The 17314-nt window shown below is 56.9% G+C and carries 19 protein-coding genes; 6 read left to right on the forward strand and 13 right to left on the reverse strand.

Annotated elements, in window-relative coordinates; translation table 11 throughout:
• Positions 1-79: 79 nt before the first annotated feature.
• Complete coding sequence (locus VE23_RS16155; protein WP_048743530.1) at positions 80-676, forward strand: TetR/AcrR family transcriptional regulator; 597 nt, start codon at positions 80-82, stop codon at positions 674-676.
• 142 nt (positions 677-818) lie between these two features.
• Here VE23_RS16155 and VE23_RS16160 read toward each other — a convergent pair whose 3' ends face one another.
• The 8 genes from VE23_RS16160 to VE23_RS16195 all read right to left on the reverse strand — a co-directional run bounded on the left by VE23_RS16160 (position 819) and on the right by VE23_RS16195 (position 8324).
• Positions 819-1214, reverse strand: coding sequence for a VOC family protein (locus VE23_RS16160; RefSeq protein WP_049868557.1), 396 nt, complete (start codon positions 1212-1214; stop codon positions 819-821).
• An 84-nt stretch (positions 1215-1298) separates the two neighbouring features.
• Positions 1299-1718: a MarR family winged helix-turn-helix transcriptional regulator gene (locus tag VE23_RS16165; protein ID WP_048743559.1), complete on the reverse strand. Its 420-nt coding sequence runs from the start codon at positions 1716-1718 to the stop codon at positions 1299-1301.
• A gap of 66 nt (positions 1719-1784) precedes the next feature.
• Complete coding sequence (locus VE23_RS16170; RefSeq protein WP_049868558.1) at positions 1785-2519, reverse strand: SDR family NAD(P)-dependent oxidoreductase; 735 nt, start codon at positions 2517-2519, stop codon at positions 1785-1787.
• Positions 2520-2530: 11 nt separating this feature from the next.
• Positions 2531-3280 carry an SDR family NAD(P)-dependent oxidoreductase gene (locus tag VE23_RS16175; RefSeq protein ID WP_049868560.1) on the reverse strand — a complete coding sequence of 250 codons (750 nt, stop codon included), beginning with the start codon at positions 3278-3280 and terminating at the stop codon, positions 2531-2533.
• Positions 3281-3304: 24 nt separating this feature from the next.
• Positions 3305-4570 (reverse strand): MFS transporter, encoded by a 1266-nt coding sequence (locus VE23_RS16180; protein ID WP_049868562.1) that lies wholly within the window; start codon positions 4568-4570, stop codon positions 3305-3307.
• A 43-nt stretch (positions 4571-4613) separates the two neighbouring features.
• On the reverse strand, positions 4614-5423 hold the full coding sequence (locus VE23_RS16185) for an SDR family NAD(P)-dependent oxidoreductase (RefSeq protein WP_049868563.1): 810 nt from the start codon (positions 5421-5423) through the stop codon (positions 4614-4616).
• Positions 5424-5751: 328 nt separating this feature from the next.
• Entirely contained in the window at positions 5752-6966 is a 1215-nt protein-coding gene (locus VE23_RS27760) for an isochorismatase family protein (RefSeq protein ID WP_198156183.1), read from the reverse strand.
• A gap of 107 nt (positions 6967-7073) precedes the next feature.
• Positions 7074-8324 (reverse strand): helix-turn-helix domain-containing protein, encoded by a 1251-nt coding sequence (locus VE23_RS16195; protein WP_049868564.1) that lies wholly within the window; start codon positions 8322-8324, stop codon positions 7074-7076.
• A gap of 148 nt (positions 8325-8472) precedes the next feature.
• Here VE23_RS16195 and VE23_RS16200 point away from each other — a divergent pair, with 148 nt between their 5' ends.
• The 3 genes from VE23_RS16200 (at position 8473) to VE23_RS16210 (ending at position 11374) form a co-directional block, all read left to right on the forward strand.
• Positions 8473-9228, forward strand: a complete 756-nt coding sequence (locus VE23_RS16200; RefSeq protein WP_021878151.1) for an SDR family NAD(P)-dependent oxidoreductase — start codon at positions 8473-8475, stop codon at positions 9226-9228.
• 244 nt (positions 9229-9472) lie between these two features.
• Positions 9473-10072 (forward strand): TetR/AcrR family transcriptional regulator, encoded by a 600-nt coding sequence (locus tag VE23_RS16205; RefSeq protein ID WP_048743543.1) that lies wholly within the window; start codon positions 9473-9475, stop codon positions 10070-10072.
• Between the two features lie 72 nt (positions 10073-10144).
• The gene (locus VE23_RS16210; protein WP_049868566.1) at positions 10145-11374 is read left to right on the forward strand and encodes an MFS transporter; all 1230 of its coding nucleotides are present in this window, start codon (positions 10145-10147) and stop codon (positions 11372-11374) included.
• Positions 11375-11464: 90 nt separating this feature from the next.
• On the opposite strand, the gene VE23_RS16215 is transcribed toward VE23_RS16210, so the two are convergent.
• From VE23_RS16215 to VE23_RS16225, 3 genes are all read right to left on the reverse strand, one after another.
• On the reverse strand, positions 11465-12208 hold the full coding sequence (locus VE23_RS16215; protein ID WP_198156184.1) for a FlxA-like family protein: 744 nt from the start codon (positions 12206-12208) through the stop codon (positions 11465-11467).
• Between the two features lie 146 nt (positions 12209-12354).
• On the reverse strand, positions 12355-12909 hold the full coding sequence (locus VE23_RS16220) for a hypothetical protein (protein ID WP_049868568.1): 555 nt from the start codon (positions 12907-12909) through the stop codon (positions 12355-12357).
• Entirely contained in the window at positions 12890-13387 is a 498-nt protein-coding gene (locus VE23_RS16225; protein WP_048743549.1) for an RNA polymerase sigma factor, read from the reverse strand. The genes VE23_RS16220 and VE23_RS16225 overlap by 20 nt, the downstream gene beginning before the upstream one ends.
• Before the next feature lie 252 nt (positions 13388-13639).
• Here VE23_RS16225 and VE23_RS16230 point away from each other — a divergent pair, with 252 nt between their 5' ends.
• On the forward strand, positions 13640-14500 hold the full coding sequence (locus tag VE23_RS16230) for a hypothetical protein (RefSeq protein ID WP_049868569.1): 861 nt from the start codon (positions 13640-13642) through the stop codon (positions 14498-14500).
• A 133-nt stretch (positions 14501-14633) separates the two neighbouring features.
• On the opposite strand, the gene VE23_RS16235 is transcribed toward VE23_RS16230, so the two are convergent.
• Positions 14634-15641, reverse strand: coding sequence for an SDR family NAD(P)-dependent oxidoreductase (locus VE23_RS16235; RefSeq protein ID WP_048743551.1), 1008 nt, complete (start codon positions 15639-15641; stop codon positions 14634-14636).
• Positions 15642-15776: 135 nt separating this feature from the next.
• Positions 15777-16046 carry a hypothetical protein gene (locus tag VE23_RS16240; protein WP_049868570.1) on the reverse strand — a complete coding sequence of 90 codons (270 nt, stop codon included), beginning with the start codon at positions 16044-16046 and terminating at the stop codon, positions 15777-15779.
• A gap of 150 nt (positions 16047-16196) precedes the next feature.
• Between VE23_RS16240 and VE23_RS16245 the strand changes: the two genes are divergently transcribed.
• Positions 16197-17180: a nucleoside hydrolase gene (locus tag VE23_RS16245; RefSeq protein ID WP_048743552.1), complete on the forward strand. Its 984-nt coding sequence runs from the start codon at positions 16197-16199 to the stop codon at positions 17178-17180.
• Positions 17181-17314 lie beyond the last annotated feature (134 nt).

Genomic DNA, 17314 nt, shown 5'->3' on the forward strand with positions numbered 1-17314 from the left:
CCCGACTGTCGAAAAACGGATGCTCGTCCCACAATCTGTTCATCTTCATGCGCGAAGTAGACATTTAGGCGGTGATCTGTTGCCAGTACCCAACCGGCGTGTGAGCAAGACCAAACGCGAGCTGAAGGACGCCTTGATCCTGCTCATGGAGACCAAGGAGTTCAAGCACATCACCGTCACGGATATCGTCACCCGGGCGGAGCTGAACCGCGGGACGTTCTACAAGCATTATCAGACGAAAGAAGAGCTCCTCGGGGAGCTCATGAACGATGTCATGGAGGATCTGATCCGGGCTTACAACGAGCCCTATCTCCATACGGACAAGCTCGTAATCGGCGAGCTGACGGCATCCTCTGTGATCATTTTCAAGCATGTCGATTCCTACTCCGACTTTTACCGGATCATCATCAATTCCAATGCGCTCCCCGGCTTCCAGGACCGCATCTGCGGCACGCTGAAGCAGCTGGTCATGCAGGAGCAGGACATCATGGGAAGCAGCGACGGGAAGATCAATCCGGATCTGTTCGCCAGCTATATCGCCTATGCGCTCTTCGGACTCATCGTCGAGTGGGTCAAGGAAGGCTACAAATATACTCCGGATCATATGGCGGAGCAGCTGATCCGGATTCTGACGTATCCGTACGATCGAGCGGACGGCAGAGCCCCCAGGTTCTGAATCCGCAATGTCGAAAGTCAGGCAAAAGAAAAGGAACCCGGATCATCCGGGTTCCCCTTGCAATGCTCATCCTTCACGCCAAGACGACTTCGGAAGAAGACGAAGCGGCCCCGGCGGCCAGCCATGATGATGCCGCGCGCGTCTACCGAGGCAGCGAAAGCTGCCAGGAAACGCCGAACTTGTCCACGATCCAGCCGAATTTCCTGCTGAACGGATACTCGCCCAGAGGCATCAGAACCTCCCCGCCCTCCGACAGGCGCGCAAAGACGCGCTCTACTTCCTCTTCGGTGTCGCAAGCAAGGAACAGAGAGAAAGACGGCGTGAACGTAAAGGCATGCTTGACAAAGCTGTCTACGCACATGATTTCCTGGCCCTTCAAGGAGAACGCCGCCTGCTTGACGGTTCCCTCCGGACCGGGTTCATCCGCCCCATACCGGGTGATGCTCGTGATTCCCGAATCCTCGATGACAGAGATGTATTCCTTCATCGCCGCCTCCGCGTTTCCTTCAAACATCAAAAAGGGCGTAACCTTTTTCATGATCCGCTCCCTCCTTATTCTCCTGCTTCCAAAGCCAAGGCCGCTCCTTCGGATCCCCATTCCGCCCGCCGATCGATCGCTCTCTTAGTCTTCGCTGTTCATCTTCTTATATATTCTCGCCAAATGGGCCCGGTCCTCCTCGGTCAGCTTCTGGAACAGCTCCCTGCGCAGCCTTTGGCCTTCCAGAGTCGCCTTCCTAAGAACGGATGCGCCCTTCTCGGTGATTTCCAAGTAAACGATCCGGCGATCGGTTTCATCCACCTTGCGGACAGCCAGTTCCTTGCCGACCAGCTTTTCCGACAGGTAGCTGAGCGTCGGCGGGGTGAGCCCCAATATTTTGGCGATGTCCGAAGGGCGGCTTTTCCCGTTCTGCTTCAAGTGGCCGAGCACGAGAACATGGGAGACGCCGAGATCTTCGGAAAAGGTTTTATTCCACTGGACGATCAATTGATTGGTGAATTGATCCATATCGCGGATGAGTTCGAATATGGTCTGCTCTTCCATAAGCTCCTCCTTGAACAAAAAGAGACAGCCCCTAATGGAAATTAAGGGCTGTCATCATCTTACACGTTATTGGGCCGAGTATCCACCGTCGACGACCAGCTCGGAGCCGGTGATGTACGAGGAGTCGTCGGAAGCCAGGAAGAGCGCCGCTTGGGCGATGTCGATGGCTTGTCCGAGGCGCTGGAGAGGCGTGGCCTGGATCAGGCGTCCCAGCAGATCCTTGGACGTGCTCAGCGCTTGGGTCATCGGCGTTTCGACGATGCCGGGGAAGATGGCGTTGACCCGGACGCCTTGGCGGCCGAACGTCGTAGCCGCCGCTTTGGACAGAGCCCGCACCGCTCCCTTGGAGGCGGAGTAGGGATTGAAGCCTTGGCCGATCAAGGCGGTGTAGGAAGAAATATTGACGATCGACCCTTTGTTCCGGGCCGCCATATAGGGAGCGACATGCTTCATGCCGGCGAAGGGCCCGAAGCCGTTGATGGAGAGCATCTTCTGCCAGTCCTGGGCATCGGTTTCGGCGAAAGGCTTCTCCGAGGAGATGCCGGCGTTGTTGACGAGGATATCGATTTTGCCGAAGCGTTCGCTCACTTCCTTGGCCAGCGCCTGCCAGTCCTCGTCGGAGGCGACATTCAGCTTCATTCCATGCACATTCGTTTTCTGGCTGGCCCTTTCTAGCGCGGCCTCATTGATGTCCGCCGCAATGACGATGGCGCCTTCCTGTGCGAACAGGTCCACCATGCATTCGCCGATTCCCGATGCTCCGCCGGTGATGATGGCTACTTTCCGATCCAATTTACCCATTGTGATTGCTCCTAACGTAATTTGATGGAACCGCCGTCGACCATGATCGTCTGGCCGGTAATGTAATTCGCTTCTTCGCTCGCCAGGAATACGGCGACTTGGCCGATATCCTGCTCCGGGTCGCCAAGGCGGCGCAGCGGGATCCGGTTGATCATCGCCTCGTACATGTCCGGAGCGCTGTCGCGCCACTGCTCGACACCCGGCGTCAGCGCGATCGGAGAGATAAGGTTGACGTTGATTCCGTCCGGTCCCCATTCATTCGCCGCGACGCGGGAGATCGCCCGGATCGCTTCCTTGGCGGCCGCATAGGAGGTCTGGGTCGCTTGTCCGTCGATGCCGGCGCCCGATGCGAAGTTGATCACCTTGCCTTGCGATTTCTTCAGCTCGGCGTAAGCTGCTTGCATGAAATGGAAGGTCGGATAAAAGCCCGTTCCGAACGATAGATCGAGCTGCTCCTGGGTCGTTTCGATAAAGCTGGCTTGTCTGGACGCATGGGCGTTGTTCACCAGAATATCCAGCTTGCCGAACTTCTTGACGACCTCGGCCACGATGTCATGCGCATTGTCCTTGACCGAGATGTCCCGGATGAACAGGCAGCCTTCCGTGCAGCGGTTGACCTCGGCGAGCGTCTCCCGCCCCTTCTGCTCGTTCACGTCGACGATGGCGATATGCGCTCCTTCCTTGGCCATGGCGAGCGCCATGCCGCGTCCGATACCCGATGCGCTGCCGGTGATGATCCCGACTTTTCCTTGCAATCTCATTGAAATCCCTCTCTTCGGTTTGGATTAATTCCATGATCCGGCTTGCTCCAGCCTTTTCTTTCCTCGGAAGGCAAGGCCGATGCAGGCGATATTAATGATCAGCATGATGCCGATCGCATACAGAACCGGGGTGTAGCTCCCCGTGTAGTCGAACACGTACCCATAGGCCGGCAGAGCCACGATCGACGAGATCGCCAGCCCCATGGAGGCGTTGGAGTAGATCTGGCTGTATTCCTTATTGCCGAACAGAGCCGAAGTCAGAGCCGGTCCGAGCGTTCCGATCGAGGCGGACACAAGGCCGAAGAGGCCGACCGCAATCGAGATGACGGCCGTGCTGGAAGCCGAGAACAGCAGCAAGCCGATCGACAGCAGGCCAAGAAGCATCGTGGCGATCGCCGTGTTGCGGGTGCCGATCTTATCGCTCGCGTAGCCGATGACCAAGGAGCCGATCAGCACGCCGATCATATTGGTCGCCATGACATTGCCCGCGAACGACACATCGAAGCCTTTGTTCATCAAGTACGTCGGAATGTGCATCGAAAAGCTTGCCGCGGAAGTGATCATGAAGAAAAAGGCGATCAGCGCATAAAAAGCAGAGGATTTTTTGGCGGCAGCCAAGGTGACCCCTTTATTTTCCACCGCTGCGGCAGCGCTCCCTTTTGTGCCCGCCATTTCACCCGCCCCATACGCAAGCGCTTTCTTTTCTTGAGGCGACTTCCTCAGCAAAAGAATAATGATGGGAACCACGATGACGATGACCGCGATGCCGACGATCATATAGGACTGTCTCCAGCCTTGATGCGCGATCAGGCTGCCGACAGCCGGCTGGGTGAAGGCTCCAAGCAGGCCGCCTGCCGCGCCCATAATTCCAAGCGCCAGCCCTTTGCTCTTCTTGAACCACTGATTGATCAGGACGGGACCGGCGATCACGGTGATGAACACTCCGCCTACGGCCAGCGGAACGGCAAGGATATACCATCCCCATACGGAGCTCATGAGCCCGAACAGAGCGAACGCTCCAGCCTGCAGAATGATGGCGATGCTCAAGATGAACCGGGTATCGTACTTGGCCATCAATTTGCCGCCGATAGGCAGAAACACCATCGTCACGATAGCCGAGACGCTGAAGTACAAGGACAAGCTGCCCATTCCGACTCCCAGATCGGTCGATACTTGCTTTAAAAAGAGGCCCGCGGAGTTGTTGAGTGCAGCTTTTCCCAATCCGACCATGATGCAAAGCCCCAGCAAAATCCACCACGCGTAGTGGATTTTCTTTTTGGCGTGATTCATCGCGTTTTTTCTCTCCCCAATGCTAAGGTTCCTTGCGCGAGCGCTAGCCGCTCTGCGCCGCTTTCATGAATTGCTCAAAATCCGGAACGGTCGGGTTGGCGATATAATGTCCGCCTTCAACCTGGATCGTCTGTCCGGTGATGAACTTGGATTCGTCCGATGCCAGGAACAGCACGGTATGGCCGATATCATCCGGTTCTCCGTGGTAAGGCAGCGCGTTGTATTTCGCGAACAGATCCAATACCTGCGGCGGCATGTTGTTTTTGGCGGCCGGCGTCAAGATCAGTCCAGGCGCGACGCCATTGCATCGAATGTTATGCTTGCCATACTGGGTCGCGATATATTTCGTCAGGTTGACGACACCGGCCTTCGAAGCGCCGTAGGCAACGCGGACGGCATCGGAGGCGAAGCCCGCCATGGAAGCGGTGTTGATGATCGAGCCGCCGCCGGCTTCGATCATGTGAGGGATCGCGAACCTGCAGCCGAGCAGCACGCTCTTCAGGTTGACATTCATCAGCCGGTCCCACTCATCCAGATCGACGTGGACAGCATCCAGATCCTTCTTCAGATTTGTCAGCCCCACATTGTTGAACAGGACCGCAATCATGCCGTACTGCTTGACGGTGAACTCAACGGCTTCCTGAATCGAGACCTCGTCGCCGGCATCCAGGAAGATGCCGACCGCTTCTCCGCCTTGAGCCTTGATATTCTCAGCCGCCGCCTTCGCCCCGTCGACGTTGAAGTCGGCAATGACGACCTTGGCCCCTTCCTTCGCCATCAAGCTGGCGGCGGACAAGCCTATTCCCGAAGCCCCTCCGGTAATAAGCGCAACCTTTCCGTTCATTCTTTCCATTTGGTTCAGGCTCCTCTCTCTGAAACGTTTGATGACGCATGCCGCATCATCTATATTTAGATGTTTAATTATTAGACGTCTAAATAGTATCAAAAGATCGTTCCCGGCGCAATGGAAACTCCGACTGGAAATGGCTTAAATACTGGGAGCAAGGCAATAAAATGGAACCCGGCCCTTGTGTTCCGCGCCAAACGGATTCTTGTCCTCCGCCGCCGCTGACCGCGCATCAAAACCAAAAAAAGCTCCGTGGTCGGAGCCCTGGATGGCTGCAGGCGGTTATCAAGAATCGGGTGAGGATGATTGCCCTTCCCCGCTGGGCGGCGATGGCCTACAAATATTTGTTCAGGTTGTTCCACACGACCGCATATCCGCTGGGAAGCATGTGGATGCCGTCGACCGCATACTCCTTGTTCAGGTTGCCCTCCTCGTCGGCCAATCCCTCGTTCACGTCGATGAAGACATAGCCATGCTTGGCCGCCAGCAGCTCGATGGCTTCGTTCGCTTCGCGGATCGCCTCGTTCGTCCGGTTGCGGAACACTTCTTCCATCGACTCTCTCGGAACGAATGGAAACTCCGCCTTGGCATTTACGGGATAATAAGCCATGACATATACTTGGCACTCCGGCAATCTCCGGGCAATCCGAGTCAGAATCTCGTCGTAGTTGGCAAGCAGACGCTCCAGCTTGTAATCCGGAGCGCTGATGTCATTGGTTCCGATGTTGATGAAGAGGCTGGAGGGCTCCAGCTCGAAGATGCATGCTTCCAACGACTCCAGCAGCTCTGCCGTCACGAAGCCGGCTATGCCGCGGTTATACAGGCAGCAGCTGCGATCCAGCGTTTGCTGCAGCTCGTTGATCGGGAAAAACTCCATCAGCGACGACCCTGCAAACACCGTTTGCCCCTTACGGGCCAGCCGGTTGAGCATCGAGTACTTTCTCGCCTTCTCCTTCTTCTCGTCCAGCGCTTCCGGCCGCACAGCCAGCGAGTCCGCCCACTGGTCAACAGAAATCACCTCGGCCTGGAGAGGAAACACCTTGTCCATGAGAACGCGATGGACTTCGGGATCGGCATCCAGGCATGCATCGGCAAGCACCTTAAGCGCAAAATCCTTGTCTGCCGCTTCCCGCAACGTCGATAAAACGACTCCGCTTGTTGCGATGCCGCTGAGAATGAGCGTATCGATCCCATTGGCGCGGAGGATGACTTCGAGGTCGCTTCCGGTGAATGCGCCGACCCGGAGCTTGGTCACGATCGGCTCGCCTGGCCGAGGCTGCAGGGAGGAGTGAATGTCCGTAGCCGCTTCCGGCACGGCCGCTCCGGCACGGCCCGCAATGCCGCCGAACATTTTATTGCGTGTATTGATCTCGGGATAGCCCTCGCGAAAGGCTACCCGCACGAAAATAACGGGAATCGAGTGCCGGCGCGCGGTTTCAAGAGCTTTTTGGAATGGGAGCAGCGCATTCTCGTGTTTGATGTAACGAGATACGACGCTGTTTTGCATATCCATGACGAGCAGCGCGCTTTGGCCCCCTGAACTGTGCATGTGCTCATCCTCCTTTTCTCCACGTACCGAATTCAACCTGCCGATTGCATTCTCCTGCCCGGCCGGCGAAACGAAAGGCGATCATGCCCCTTGGGGCGGGAGCGGCTCTAATGAAGCTTCCGCATCGGCCGCCGTTCCGAGCGACGGTAGGCGCGCGGGGTCGTCCCTTCCCATTTCTTGAACACCTTGATGAAATAGCTCTGGTCGTGAAAGCTCAGCCACGCGGCGATGTCGGCGACCGGATAGTCGGTCAGGGCCAGCAGCTTTTTGGCTTCCCCGATCCGCTCGCGCTGGATGTACTCGGAGAGGGTGAGGCCGACCTCCTTCTTGAACAGCCCGGACAGGTAATTGGGGCTGAGATGGACGCGCTCGGCGAGACGGCCCAGCGACAGATCGCCGTACAGCTGGCTCGCGATCTCATGCAGGCAGTCCTGCACGGAAGGCGAGTAATGGCCCCGGCGCACCTGAGCCACCCGGTCGACGAAGTCGAACAGCGCCTTCGTCATGACGGCTCCGACCTCCTGCAGCGAGCCCATCTCCTCCAGCTGCTGGATGTAGTAGTCGCTGAGCGTGAACGCGTCCTCCTCATGCAGGCCGCCCTCGACCGCAGCCCGGCAAATAAGGGCGATGCCTGTAATCATCAGGTTCTTTTCGCTGCGGAGCCGGCTGCGCTTGGCCAGCACGCCGAACTCATCCTCGCCGATGATGAATTCCATCGCGAAGGTGCGCATCCGCTCCCTCTCCCCGGTCCGCACATAATGCAGCAGGACGCGCTCATGGGCCAGGTTCGCATGAAGCAGCCCGCTGCGGCGGCCGCGGGACAGCTCCGCGTCCGACTCTCCCTTCGAGGCTGCCGGCTCCTGCAAGGGAGCTTCGGCCGGCAGGCTTGCGGCCGGGTCGACAGACTGCCGGCGGATGGCATAGTGGACCATCAGGCTGAGCGCGCGGGCGCGATCCGGAGGCAGGAGCGGCACCTCCTCGTACAGGTCGAGCAGCGGACGGCGGTTGGCCGCATGGAGATTCTCCAGCTCTTCGCTCCACTGGCCGTCATGGGGGCGCTCCTGCACGATAGGGCCGAGCACGAGCGTGCCGGCCAGGCGTTCCTCGTCGAGCGCGTTCACGAAGAAATATTGCAGCCGGGAGCGGGTGAAGTGGACCGGCTGGTCGGCGGCAAACAGCGCGTATTCGTAGCCGGATACCTGTTCGCGGACGAAGGAAGCGAAATAAGGGTTTGTCCGAAGCGGATCGCCGGCGTATTCGGCTTCGATCCTCCTCCCCGGATGGATGACAAAAACCGGCACCCCCAGAGCATCATGGAGAAGCCGGCCAAAAACGGCCAGCTCCGGCAGCTTGTTCATGCGTGCGTCCACCTCCCGAGAATCTCAGCCAATAGAATGAGTAGAAAATACTACAAATCGGAGAAAACTACAATTATCGTCCATGTAAGCGCCTTACACTATAGAGGCAGAACCGATGGAACTACACTCCGGAAAGGAATGAACGCATATGTTGGACCATAAAATTGCGGTTGTTACGGGAGCGGGAAGCGGCATCGGCCGCGCCACCAGCCTGAAGATGGCAGGCTGCGGAGCGAAGCTCGTCGTCGTCGACTTCAACGAGGCGACAGGCCGGGAGACGGTGCGCCTCATTCAGGAGCAAGGCGGCGAAGCGGTCTTCGTGCAGGCCGACGTGTCGAAAGCCGAGGACGTCCGGCGCTATGTGCAGGCGGCTCTGGACGCCTTCGGCCGCATCGACGTGTTCTTCAACAACGCAGGCGTCGTGCAGAAATTTTCCAAGCTGGCGGATATCGAGGAGAGCGAGTTCGACCGGATCATGAGCGTGAACGTGCGCGGCGTATTCCTCGGCCTGAAATACGTCCTCCAGGTCATGGAGAAGCAGGAGAGCGGCGCAATCATCAATACCGCCTCCACCGCAGGCGTAAAAAGCGAGCACAGCGCTTCGGCGTATTCCGCCAGCAAGCATGCGGTCGTCGGCCTGACAAAAGGCGCGGCGATGGAATACGTGAAGAAGGGCATCCGCGTCAACGGCATCTGCCCGGGCGGAGTCGAGACGGCGCTGACCAAGGGCGTGGAGCAGGCGTTCATGTCCGGCGGCTACGTGCCGGAGGAAGTCGCCAACATGCGGATGGGACGCTACGCCCAGCCGGAGGAGCTGGCAGAGGTCGTCTGCTTCCTCGCCTCCGACCGCGCCAGCTACATGACCGGCTCGATCGTGCTTGCCGACGGCGGACTGACCCTGTAATTGAGGAGGAGAAGCCGAAGCGGCTTGACCGCTTCGGCTTTTTTTCGCCTGCGCCTGTGCATCCTTCTCCCGTCTGGCCCTGATATCCGCCCCACCTGCCACGGTTCGCCCATCCCGCCGCCATCGGCCGGAATATACCAGGAGCGGAATCGGCATCCTAGGGTTGAACCTGTGCGCCTATTCTTCTATAATACTGAATAAATGTTCAGTATTATTTCACCGCCCGAATCGAGGTGACGCCGCGATGAACAAAAAGCAGCAGCAGACCGAGCAGACCAAGAAAAAGATCGCCGAAGCAGCGCGGACGCTGTTCATTCAAAAAGGATACAAGGCCACGTCGATCGACGAGATCGTCAAGGCGACCGGCTGCAGCGCCGGCAACATCTATTACCATTTCAAGAACAAGGAAGGCCTTATTCTCCATCTGCTGGATGAATGGAACCTGGAATGGGAAGAAACATGGCTGGCGCAGGAGCACCGCTACGAGACCGCAATCGAGAAGCTGTACGGGATGGCCGAGCATCTGGCTCTCGATCAGTGGAACCACCCGCTGGCCAAAGCCGTCGACGAATTTTTCAACCTTTCGGACAAAACATCGGATGTGGAAGAACGGATGAACGAGATCGTCCAGGGGTATCTTCTCTTCAACCGCCAGCTGCTTCAGAAAGGAATCGACAGCGGAGAATTTGCCGTCGCGGACGTGGGTGCCGCGGCCATGATTCTGGACAGCCTGCTGTACGGCCTCAGCCAGCATACCCGGCGGATGCAGCGCGACGAAGCGCTTGCGGCGTATCGAACAGCTATGGAGATGCTCTTGCACGGCATCGCCAAGGCGGCCCGTTAGCCGCCTTTTTTTCGCCATAATCTAGAACGAATATTCAGGATTCAAGCGCACTTACACAGGGGGATCAACATCATGACTCTATTGCTGAAGAAACGCGGAGCCATCCTGCTCCTTATGCTCAATCTGTTTTTAGTGTTTACGGGAATCGGCCTCGTCATTCCGATCATGCCGAAGTTCATGGAGCTGCTTGGCATCACGGGCAGCATGGTCGGGCTGCTTGTAGCCGCCTTCTCGCTCACCCAGCTGCTGTTCTCGCCGCTGGCGGGCCGCCTGGCCGATGCGTTCGGCCGCAAAAGGATGATCGTCGCCGGCATGACGGTGTTCGCCGTGTCGGAGGCTTTGTTCGGCCTGGCCGAGCAGCCATGGCTGCTGTTCGCCTCCCGGCTGCTCGGCGGCGTCAGCGCCGCCTTGATCATGCCGGCGGTCATGGCCTATGCGGCGGATGTCACGACTCGCGAAGAGCGCGCAGCCGGGATGGGCTACATCAACGCGGCCATTACGACCGGCTTCATTATCGGGCCCGGAATCGGCGGCTACATCGCCGAGTTCGGCCTGCGCGTTCCTTTCTATGCCGCAGCCGCAGCGGGACTCGCCGCCGCTTGCCTTACCTTTTTCGTCCTGCAGGAATCCAATCCGGCTGCCGAGGCCGAGGCGCCTACCGATGCAGCCCCTTCTTCGGGCAATCCGCAGAAGGGCCTGGCCGCCCAGCTCGTGACGGCGCATCGCCAGTCTTATTTCCTCAGTCTGATCATCGTGTTCACCTTGTCGTTCGGACTCGCCAACTTCGAAACGGTGTTCGGCCTGTTCGTGGACCAGCAGTTCGGTTTCGGGCCGAAGGACATCGCCTTCATCATCACGTTCGGCTCCATCGCCGGCGCCGTCGTCCAGGTTACGGCCTTCGGCCGGATTCTGAATCGATTCGGCGAGAAGCGCGTCATTACCACCTGTCTTCTGTTTGCCGGCTTCTTTATCCTGATGACCTTGTTCGTGCATACGTTCTGGCTCATCTTCGCCGTGACGTTCATCGTCTTTCTGGCGATCGACATCCTGCGGCCCGCCATCAGCACCCAGATGTCCCTGCTCGCCAAAAACGAGCAGGGCTACGTAGCCGGCTTGAATTCAGCGTTCACCAGCCTCGGCAACATTGCCGGACCGATCATCGCCGGAGTACTGTTCGATGTGAATATTCATTATCCGTATACGCTCGCCAGCATTGTCCTGCTGCTCTGCTTCGTCATGTCGCTGCGGATGGAGCGCGGACGGCCGCGGGAGACGCCGGAATCCGGACGGCTGCCGAGCTGATCGGACACCCGCAGCAAAAAGCCGTTCCGGCTTGCCGGAACGGTTTTTTGAGGCTCAGCCTGATCGTCGGGCTTCCTGGGCATTCATGGCTTATACTCGGATATCGATGGAAGCTGCTGCCGGGCGCAGCGAGCCGGCAGAACCAACGTCGGCAGCCTGCAGCTCCTTGGATTTCGAAGGGCTGCCGTTCTCGTCTTCATCTTCCGGAAGGACCGCGCCATTCGATTTCATGTTGTCCTCGCTGCTATTGGAGATGTCATTGATCTCGGAAATAAGCTCATCCATTTTTTTATCCACGACATGGATCTGAGAATGTATTTCCTGCACCATTTCCCGCTTCATCTTATAGACGGTTTCTTCCGCATTCTGGAGCATTGCCGATCTTCCCCCGTCATCCGAGGGACCCGCCTCCAGCATGGTGCGGTCGGATCGGACTCCGCCCTCCAAGGTTTTGATTTCACCGCCCATCTTGGCTCGCAACCCAACCGATTTGTTCAACTCGGTCAGAGAAGAGCTCTTCTCGATAATAACGGCAAGGTGTGGATCATGGGCCGTTTTGGCCGGAGGAGAAGCCGGTTCAGGCGACCGTGTTTCAGGAGCGCTCCTCTTCAGATTCTCCATCCTGATTTCAGAAATTCTGGAGTCAATTTGCTGCATGCCGCTTGTCAGCGACTTTACCCGCTCCATTTTCAGCTTGGAATCCATCTCTTTGTTGCTGCTGACGCTGGCCAGCTCTTCCTGTATTTTTGCCCTTTGTTTATTGAGCTGCTGGATTTCCTTATCCTGTGCGGGGCTTGAAGTGATTTTATTCGACCCTCTATCCGTTTTCGGCACAGCGGAAATAGACGACATAGGAACCTCTCCTAATTAAAGTTGAAATTGGGTTTCCAACCCAATATCGGAAGAAGAACCTGAATGAATTAGGCCTTCCCATCCCGGCAAGTTGCCGCCCATCAGCGTCTATTCTGCCAACTAAGGAGTTAATGTTGCGGGGCTATATTGTTGTAGATCACATCAGCCGTCACCTTGCCGGCGCCGACATCCTGTGAAGTATAGCCGGACACGGCATTCCCGACTTTAAATTCCTTCTGCAGCAGCTCTTCCGATGGCTTGGCGGCCGTTGGACCGTCGATGCCCAGCTTGGTTTGATCCGTTACCGTTACCCACAGGTCGCCTATTTTGAAGCTTTTGCCGTCAGCGCTCACTTCGGAGATGACACCATCGATATTGACGGCGACTTTCCCCATGACAGGAGGCTTAGTTGCAACCTGCGTGGGCTCGGGGGCAGTCGTTGGGGCCGGTTGGTTCATCGTCAGGATGCCGACCGACAACGCCGCGCACGCCGCGATTCCAACGGCCCAGCCTGCTGCCTTTCTTTTCTTCGCTTTTTCCATGTGCAGCTCCCCTTTTTGAATGTTCTCCTTGGCTTTCGTGGTCCTATCCATTTCCCGCATCAGCTTCTCATACGTGGCTTCATTAAAATTCCCGCTCGTCTTCACACCGGACATAGCCGATTTATAAACCGATTTTTTCATCTTCCAGGCCTCCAATCTTCTCTTTCAAGAGGGAGCGTCCTCTTGCCAGCCATGTACCTACCGTTGCGGATTTCGACTGCATAATGACGGCAATTTCCTGGATCGAATACCCCTCATAATAGTGCAAGTGAATCGGGATCCGATATTTCTTGTCCAAGGCGAGCACCGCCTGCAAAATCTCGTTTTCTTCCTTTGGGAGATAGCTCAGGTTTTCCGGAACCGGATTTCTGCTCCTGAACCATCCCGTTTTAAGCATATTTTTGCTTTTATTGATCGCGGTTCGAATCAGCCACGCTTTTTCATGCTCGCCGCTTTCGAATACAGGGCGCTTTTGCAAATAGGCGAGAAACACTTCCTGCGCCACTTCTTCTGCATCCGCTATATTTTTCAAATAGGCAAAGGCGATTTTAATCAAGCTTTGCGAATATAAGTCCAAGGCCCGCCGCACAGATTCATTGAGCTCAAATGAATGGTGCACATCCGCACCCCCTTTCCCTTTGAATACAACTGAGGGTCCCTCTATTTTTCATTGGGGCCCATTTTATTTTGGCGAAAGGCGATTCCAAGCCTTTCATGGCTATGAACGCAAAAAGGCCGCAGATGAATGCAGGCCTAGACGGAAAGTTTATTTCTATTTTTGTCCATTAATATTAAGAATATGGAATGTCGATCCGAGATTAGAAAAGTAGAGGACAATCGGAATAAATATCGAGATAGGGGTGCATGTCGGATGAAGATCTACAGCTCAAGCCCGTATGACGTGAATTTGTACCTGAATTCCAAGCAGCCTGCCGATAAACCGGCTTTGGTCGCAGGCACGATACCCGAACTGTCGCATGACACGGATACCGTGGCGATCAGCCCGGCTGCCAGAGAACTGGCGGCATCCGATCTGGTGAACCATTCGGCCATCTATTTTGGAACCGCCCAAATCAATGATTCGCTGAATCGCCTTCTCGACGGTCAGCCCTCAGAGGTGAGGGAGGCCGCATACGGCATCATTCAATCCAATTTCATTACCGACGTATCCGGAGAAGAGGAACGGGCAGCTTTATCGGAATTAGGCTTTGCTCAAGCCAAGTATATGGCGGACAACTACATGAAGGAGAACGATGCGGCTGAATTCATGCAGACCATCCGTCAAATCGGAGCGATCTCCAAAACCCGTACCGTAGACCCTGAAACGAATGAAATCCGTTATGAAACGCCGCCGCAAAGGCCTGTTGGAGCTCCGGACGATTATATCGACTTGGCGTCTATGATGAAGAAATTCGAACCGAAAACGATGGACAAGCTGCAAGAAGCGATAACCGGCGGAAAAGACTGGAACAGCATCCTGCAATCGTTCGCCAAGACCGCTTCGGCCCGCAAGGATTGGGTGCAGGAATACCGGGAAGCTGCAGGCAGGCAGACCGGGGACATTGCCGAGGAGAGCCGGTTCGGGAATGCCTCTACAGCCAGCATGGCGGAGTTTGTCCACGATATCAAGGCCGTCATTGCCAGTGCCGGATTCAAGCATCCAGAGTTGCTATCCGATTCTATAGAGGCATTTATGCGCACATTGGGCAGCCCGACATCCAGTTCGTACTAGCAGCAGCGTACAGCTTCAGAATCCGTTCTGACATTAGCGCTTCACGCAGCGGCTGAGAAAGCGGCGGAGGGCTTAGAAACATCGCCAGGAAAGTCCACCTCAACAATTATATGGAAGATTGTATTACCTAGGATTACTTTGTGTTGCCAGGGGATATGCTCTTGAAACGAATTGGCTGGGACGCTGAACTGGCTCCTTTGAGCCTGCCGATCGTTGCCGTGATGCCTTCCTCGTAACTCGTGGCCGTGATCGGACCGATTCGTCTCGCATACTTTTCCCCGCTGAGACGCAGCGGCTCCTTGGTCAGGTAGAGCATTTCCACCACTTCCTTCATGGCCGGCACGAATAGTCCTAGCAAGGACAGCCCAATCCGGCCGAGCGGGATGACAGGCTTGGATACGCCGCTCGCCAGTCTGGCGATGCGGACGATGTCAGAGCCCGTGATTTCTCCTCCGCCAGGCAGGTTCCATTCTTCTCCGTAGGCATCGTCCCTGAGCGCAAGCTCCACGGTCATTTTGGCCGCGTCCGGCAAATACACGTATTCGCGGGGCACATGCATGTTCCCAATAAACAGGGCCGGCTTGCCGGCCGCGACGGCTTCCATCGTAGAGCCCAGGTAGGAAGCCTGGTTCGCCGACGGTCCGTAATAATCCGGCAGCCGAACGATCAAGGGACGGGCATGTTCCCACCGCCGGTCGAATATCATTTGTCCGTACATCAGCCTGATCCGCCCTTTGCGGGTATGAGGCTCCTTAGGATGGGACTCGCTCACCCATTCGGACTGTCTCCTCCCGTAAGGGTAAATGCCGTCCATGACGACGACCTTCAGACGCAGCCGATTCGCTGCCTCCATGACAGCCTCCCCCAGCGGAAGCAAGCGCTCGGCCATATCCTCATAGGGAACGTTGGCGCAATGGAAGAGGACATCCGCTTCCTTCGACGCTGCTTCAACCTCATCGGCAGAAAAGGCGTCTCCCGTCGCCAGCGTCAGTGCAGCGGGATTGCCGAGCTGCTCCGCCAGGCGGCTCAGCTTGCGAAGGGAACGGCCAAAGGCAATGACCGGGATCCCCCTCCGGATCAGCTCCTCGGTGACTGCCGCACCCGTTCCTCCAGCAGCTCCGATGACAATGGCCTTGTTCATTTCGCTTCCTCCTTATTTGTGATTGATTAATCACTTACTATTGAATCCACTATACCGCTTTGTTAGTGATTGGTCAATCACAATTTTCAGGAAAGAAAGGGCCGATTGCTCAGCCCTTCATCCGTTTCGGCATATTCAAAGCCATGGATACGTTGCAAAGCATTCCCCGAGCCAAAAAAGAATCGTTCGATCTTCCGGGTCCGGAATCCCCGCAGAGCGGAACGCCTCCTGCACCAAGCGGCGGACTTCCCCAAGCCCTGCCTTCATGGCCGTCCGAATCGGCTTCTCCCGCATCGTCAGCGCCTGCATCTGAAGGAGCGTCTCCTGTCGGTGGGAAGAAAGAATCTGCTCATACGCGGAGATCAGTTCCCTTTCCAGCTTCTCGAATGATGGATCAATCACCATTCAAAGGGTACCAGCAATTCATGCCGGGAACAAACGAACAACAGGCTGCCCCGAAAGCCTTCGCCGCTTGAATCGGTTTGAAAGGACACCGTATACTAAGTGGACAACAAGGACGACCCTATCGACCGACAGGAAGGAACGAACCCATCCATGAATACGAACCTCCGCTTGATCATCGATACCGACACGGCCGGCGACGACGTCACTTCCCTGCTGTTCGGCATGCTCTGGCCCGGCGTGAGCGTAGAAGCGATCACGACCGTAATGGGCAATATTCCCGTCGAGCAATGCACCCTCAATGCGCTGACAACCGTGGAACAGGCGGGGAAAGGCGGAAAGGTGCCTGTGTTCCAGGGCTGCGATCGGCCTCTGCTCCGCCCGCTGGTACAGGCCGCATACGTTCATGGAGCGGACGGCATGGGAGATTCCGGCTTCCCGCCGCCTGCGCTCAAGGCCGAGGACGAGCATGCGGCAAACGCCATCGTCCGGCTGATCAACGAGCATCCGGGAGAGCTGGAGCTGGTCGCGCACGGTCCTCTGACCAATCTGGCAGTCGCCTACATGCTCGATCCCTCTATTGTCCATAAAATCAAAAAAGTATGGGTCATGGGCGGCTCCTGCCACTTCCGGGGCAATATTACGGCAACGGCGGAGTTCAACTTCTATGTCGATCCGGATGCCGCTCAAATGGTTTTCCAAGCCGGTTTCCCTATCGTCATGATCGGATGGGACATCTGCTGCCGCTACGCCCTTGTCGGCGGCGAGGATCTGGCCAAGCTCGAACGCATCGATACGCCGATCGCCCGCTTCTATCGCCAAGTCAACCGCAAAGCGCTCGCCTTCAACCTCGCAAACGGCTTGAACGGCGTGACCCATCCCGACTCGGTCACGATCGCCATGTGCATCCGGCCGGAGCTCATGCTCCGCTCGCAGCGCTGCCATGTCGAGATCGAGTGCCATAGCGAGAGCAACCGCGGCTTCAGCGCCGTCGACACGCGGCCTGCTCCCGAAAACACCCCCGCATGGAGCGGCGGCGAAAGGACGAGCGCCGAGGTATGCCTGGAGGCCGACTACGGCTTGTTCTACCGCATGCTGACGGCGATGCTGAGCGGCGACTATCGGGAATTCGTGTAGCCGTTATCGACGGACGGACACTTCTTTGAAATGTCCGAACCGAGACCAGCTTTTCGCTTGCGAACCGATTCGACAGAAAAAGATGCGGCCGACTCAGCGGTTGAAGCTTCGGACCGCTCCGCTGCGAACCTAAA

The organism is Paenibacillus sp. D9 (genome assembly GCF_001188365.1).
Classification (GTDB): domain Bacteria; phylum Bacillota; class Bacilli; order Paenibacillales; family Paenibacillaceae; genus Paenibacillus_O; species Paenibacillus_O humicus.

What these genes read in the sequence shown, in the direction of transcription:
- VE23_RS16160 (WP_049868557.1), bottom strand. Translation starts at nt 1,214, where the DNA reads ATGAAAAAGGTTACGCCCTTTTTGATGTTTGAAGGAAACGCGGAGGCG.
- VE23_RS16165 (WP_048743559.1), bottom strand. Translation starts at nt 1,718, where the DNA reads ATGGAAGAGCAGACCATATTCGAACTCATCCGCGATATGGATCAATTC.
- VE23_RS16170 (WP_049868558.1), bottom strand. Translation starts at nt 2,519, where the DNA reads ATGGGTAAATTGGATCGGAAAGTAGCCATCATCACCGGCGGAGCATCG.
- VE23_RS16175 (WP_049868560.1), bottom strand. Translation starts at nt 3,280, where the DNA reads ATGAGATTGCAAGGAAAAGTCGGGATCATCACCGGCAGCGCATCGGGT.
- VE23_RS16180 (WP_049868562.1), bottom strand. Translation starts at nt 4,570, where the DNA reads ATGAATCACGCCAAAAAGAAAATCCACTACGCGTGGTGGATTTTGCTG.
- VE23_RS16185 (WP_049868563.1), bottom strand. Translation starts at nt 5,423, where the DNA reads ATGGAAAGAATGAACGGAAAGGTTGCGCTTATTACCGGAGGGGCTTCG.
- VE23_RS27760 (WP_198156183.1), bottom strand. Translation starts at nt 6,966, where the DNA reads ATGCACAGTTCAGGGGGCCAAAGCGCGCTGCTCGTCATGGATATGCAA.
- VE23_RS16195 (WP_049868564.1), bottom strand. Translation starts at nt 8,324, where the DNA reads ATGAACAAGCTGCCGGAGCTGGCCGTTTTTGGCCGGCTTCTCCATGAT.
- VE23_RS16200 (WP_021878151.1), top strand. Translation starts at nt 8,473, where the DNA reads ATGTTGGACCATAAAATTGCGGTTGTTACGGGAGCGGGAAGCGGCATC.
- VE23_RS16205 (WP_048743543.1), top strand. Translation starts at nt 9,473, where the DNA reads ATGAACAAAAAGCAGCAGCAGACCGAGCAGACCAAGAAAAAGATCGCC.
- VE23_RS16210 (WP_049868566.1), top strand. Translation starts at nt 10,145, where the DNA reads ATGACTCTATTGCTGAAGAAACGCGGAGCCATCCTGCTCCTTATGCTC.
- VE23_RS16220 (WP_049868568.1), bottom strand. Translation starts at nt 12,909, where the DNA reads ATGAAAAAATCGGTTTATAAATCGGCTATGTCCGGTGTGAAGACGAGC.
- VE23_RS16230 (WP_049868569.1), top strand. Translation starts at nt 13,640, where the DNA reads ATGAAGATCTACAGCTCAAGCCCGTATGACGTGAATTTGTACCTGAAT.
- VE23_RS16235 (WP_048743551.1), bottom strand. Translation starts at nt 15,641, where the DNA reads ATGAACAAGGCCATTGTCATCGGAGCTGCTGGAGGAACGGGTGCGGCA.
- VE23_RS16240 (WP_049868570.1), bottom strand. Translation starts at nt 16,046, where the DNA reads ATGGTGATTGATCCATCATTCGAGAAGCTGGAAAGGGAACTGATCTCC.
- VE23_RS16245 (WP_048743552.1), top strand. Translation starts at nt 16,197, where the DNA reads ATGAATACGAACCTCCGCTTGATCATCGATACCGACACGGCCGGCGAC.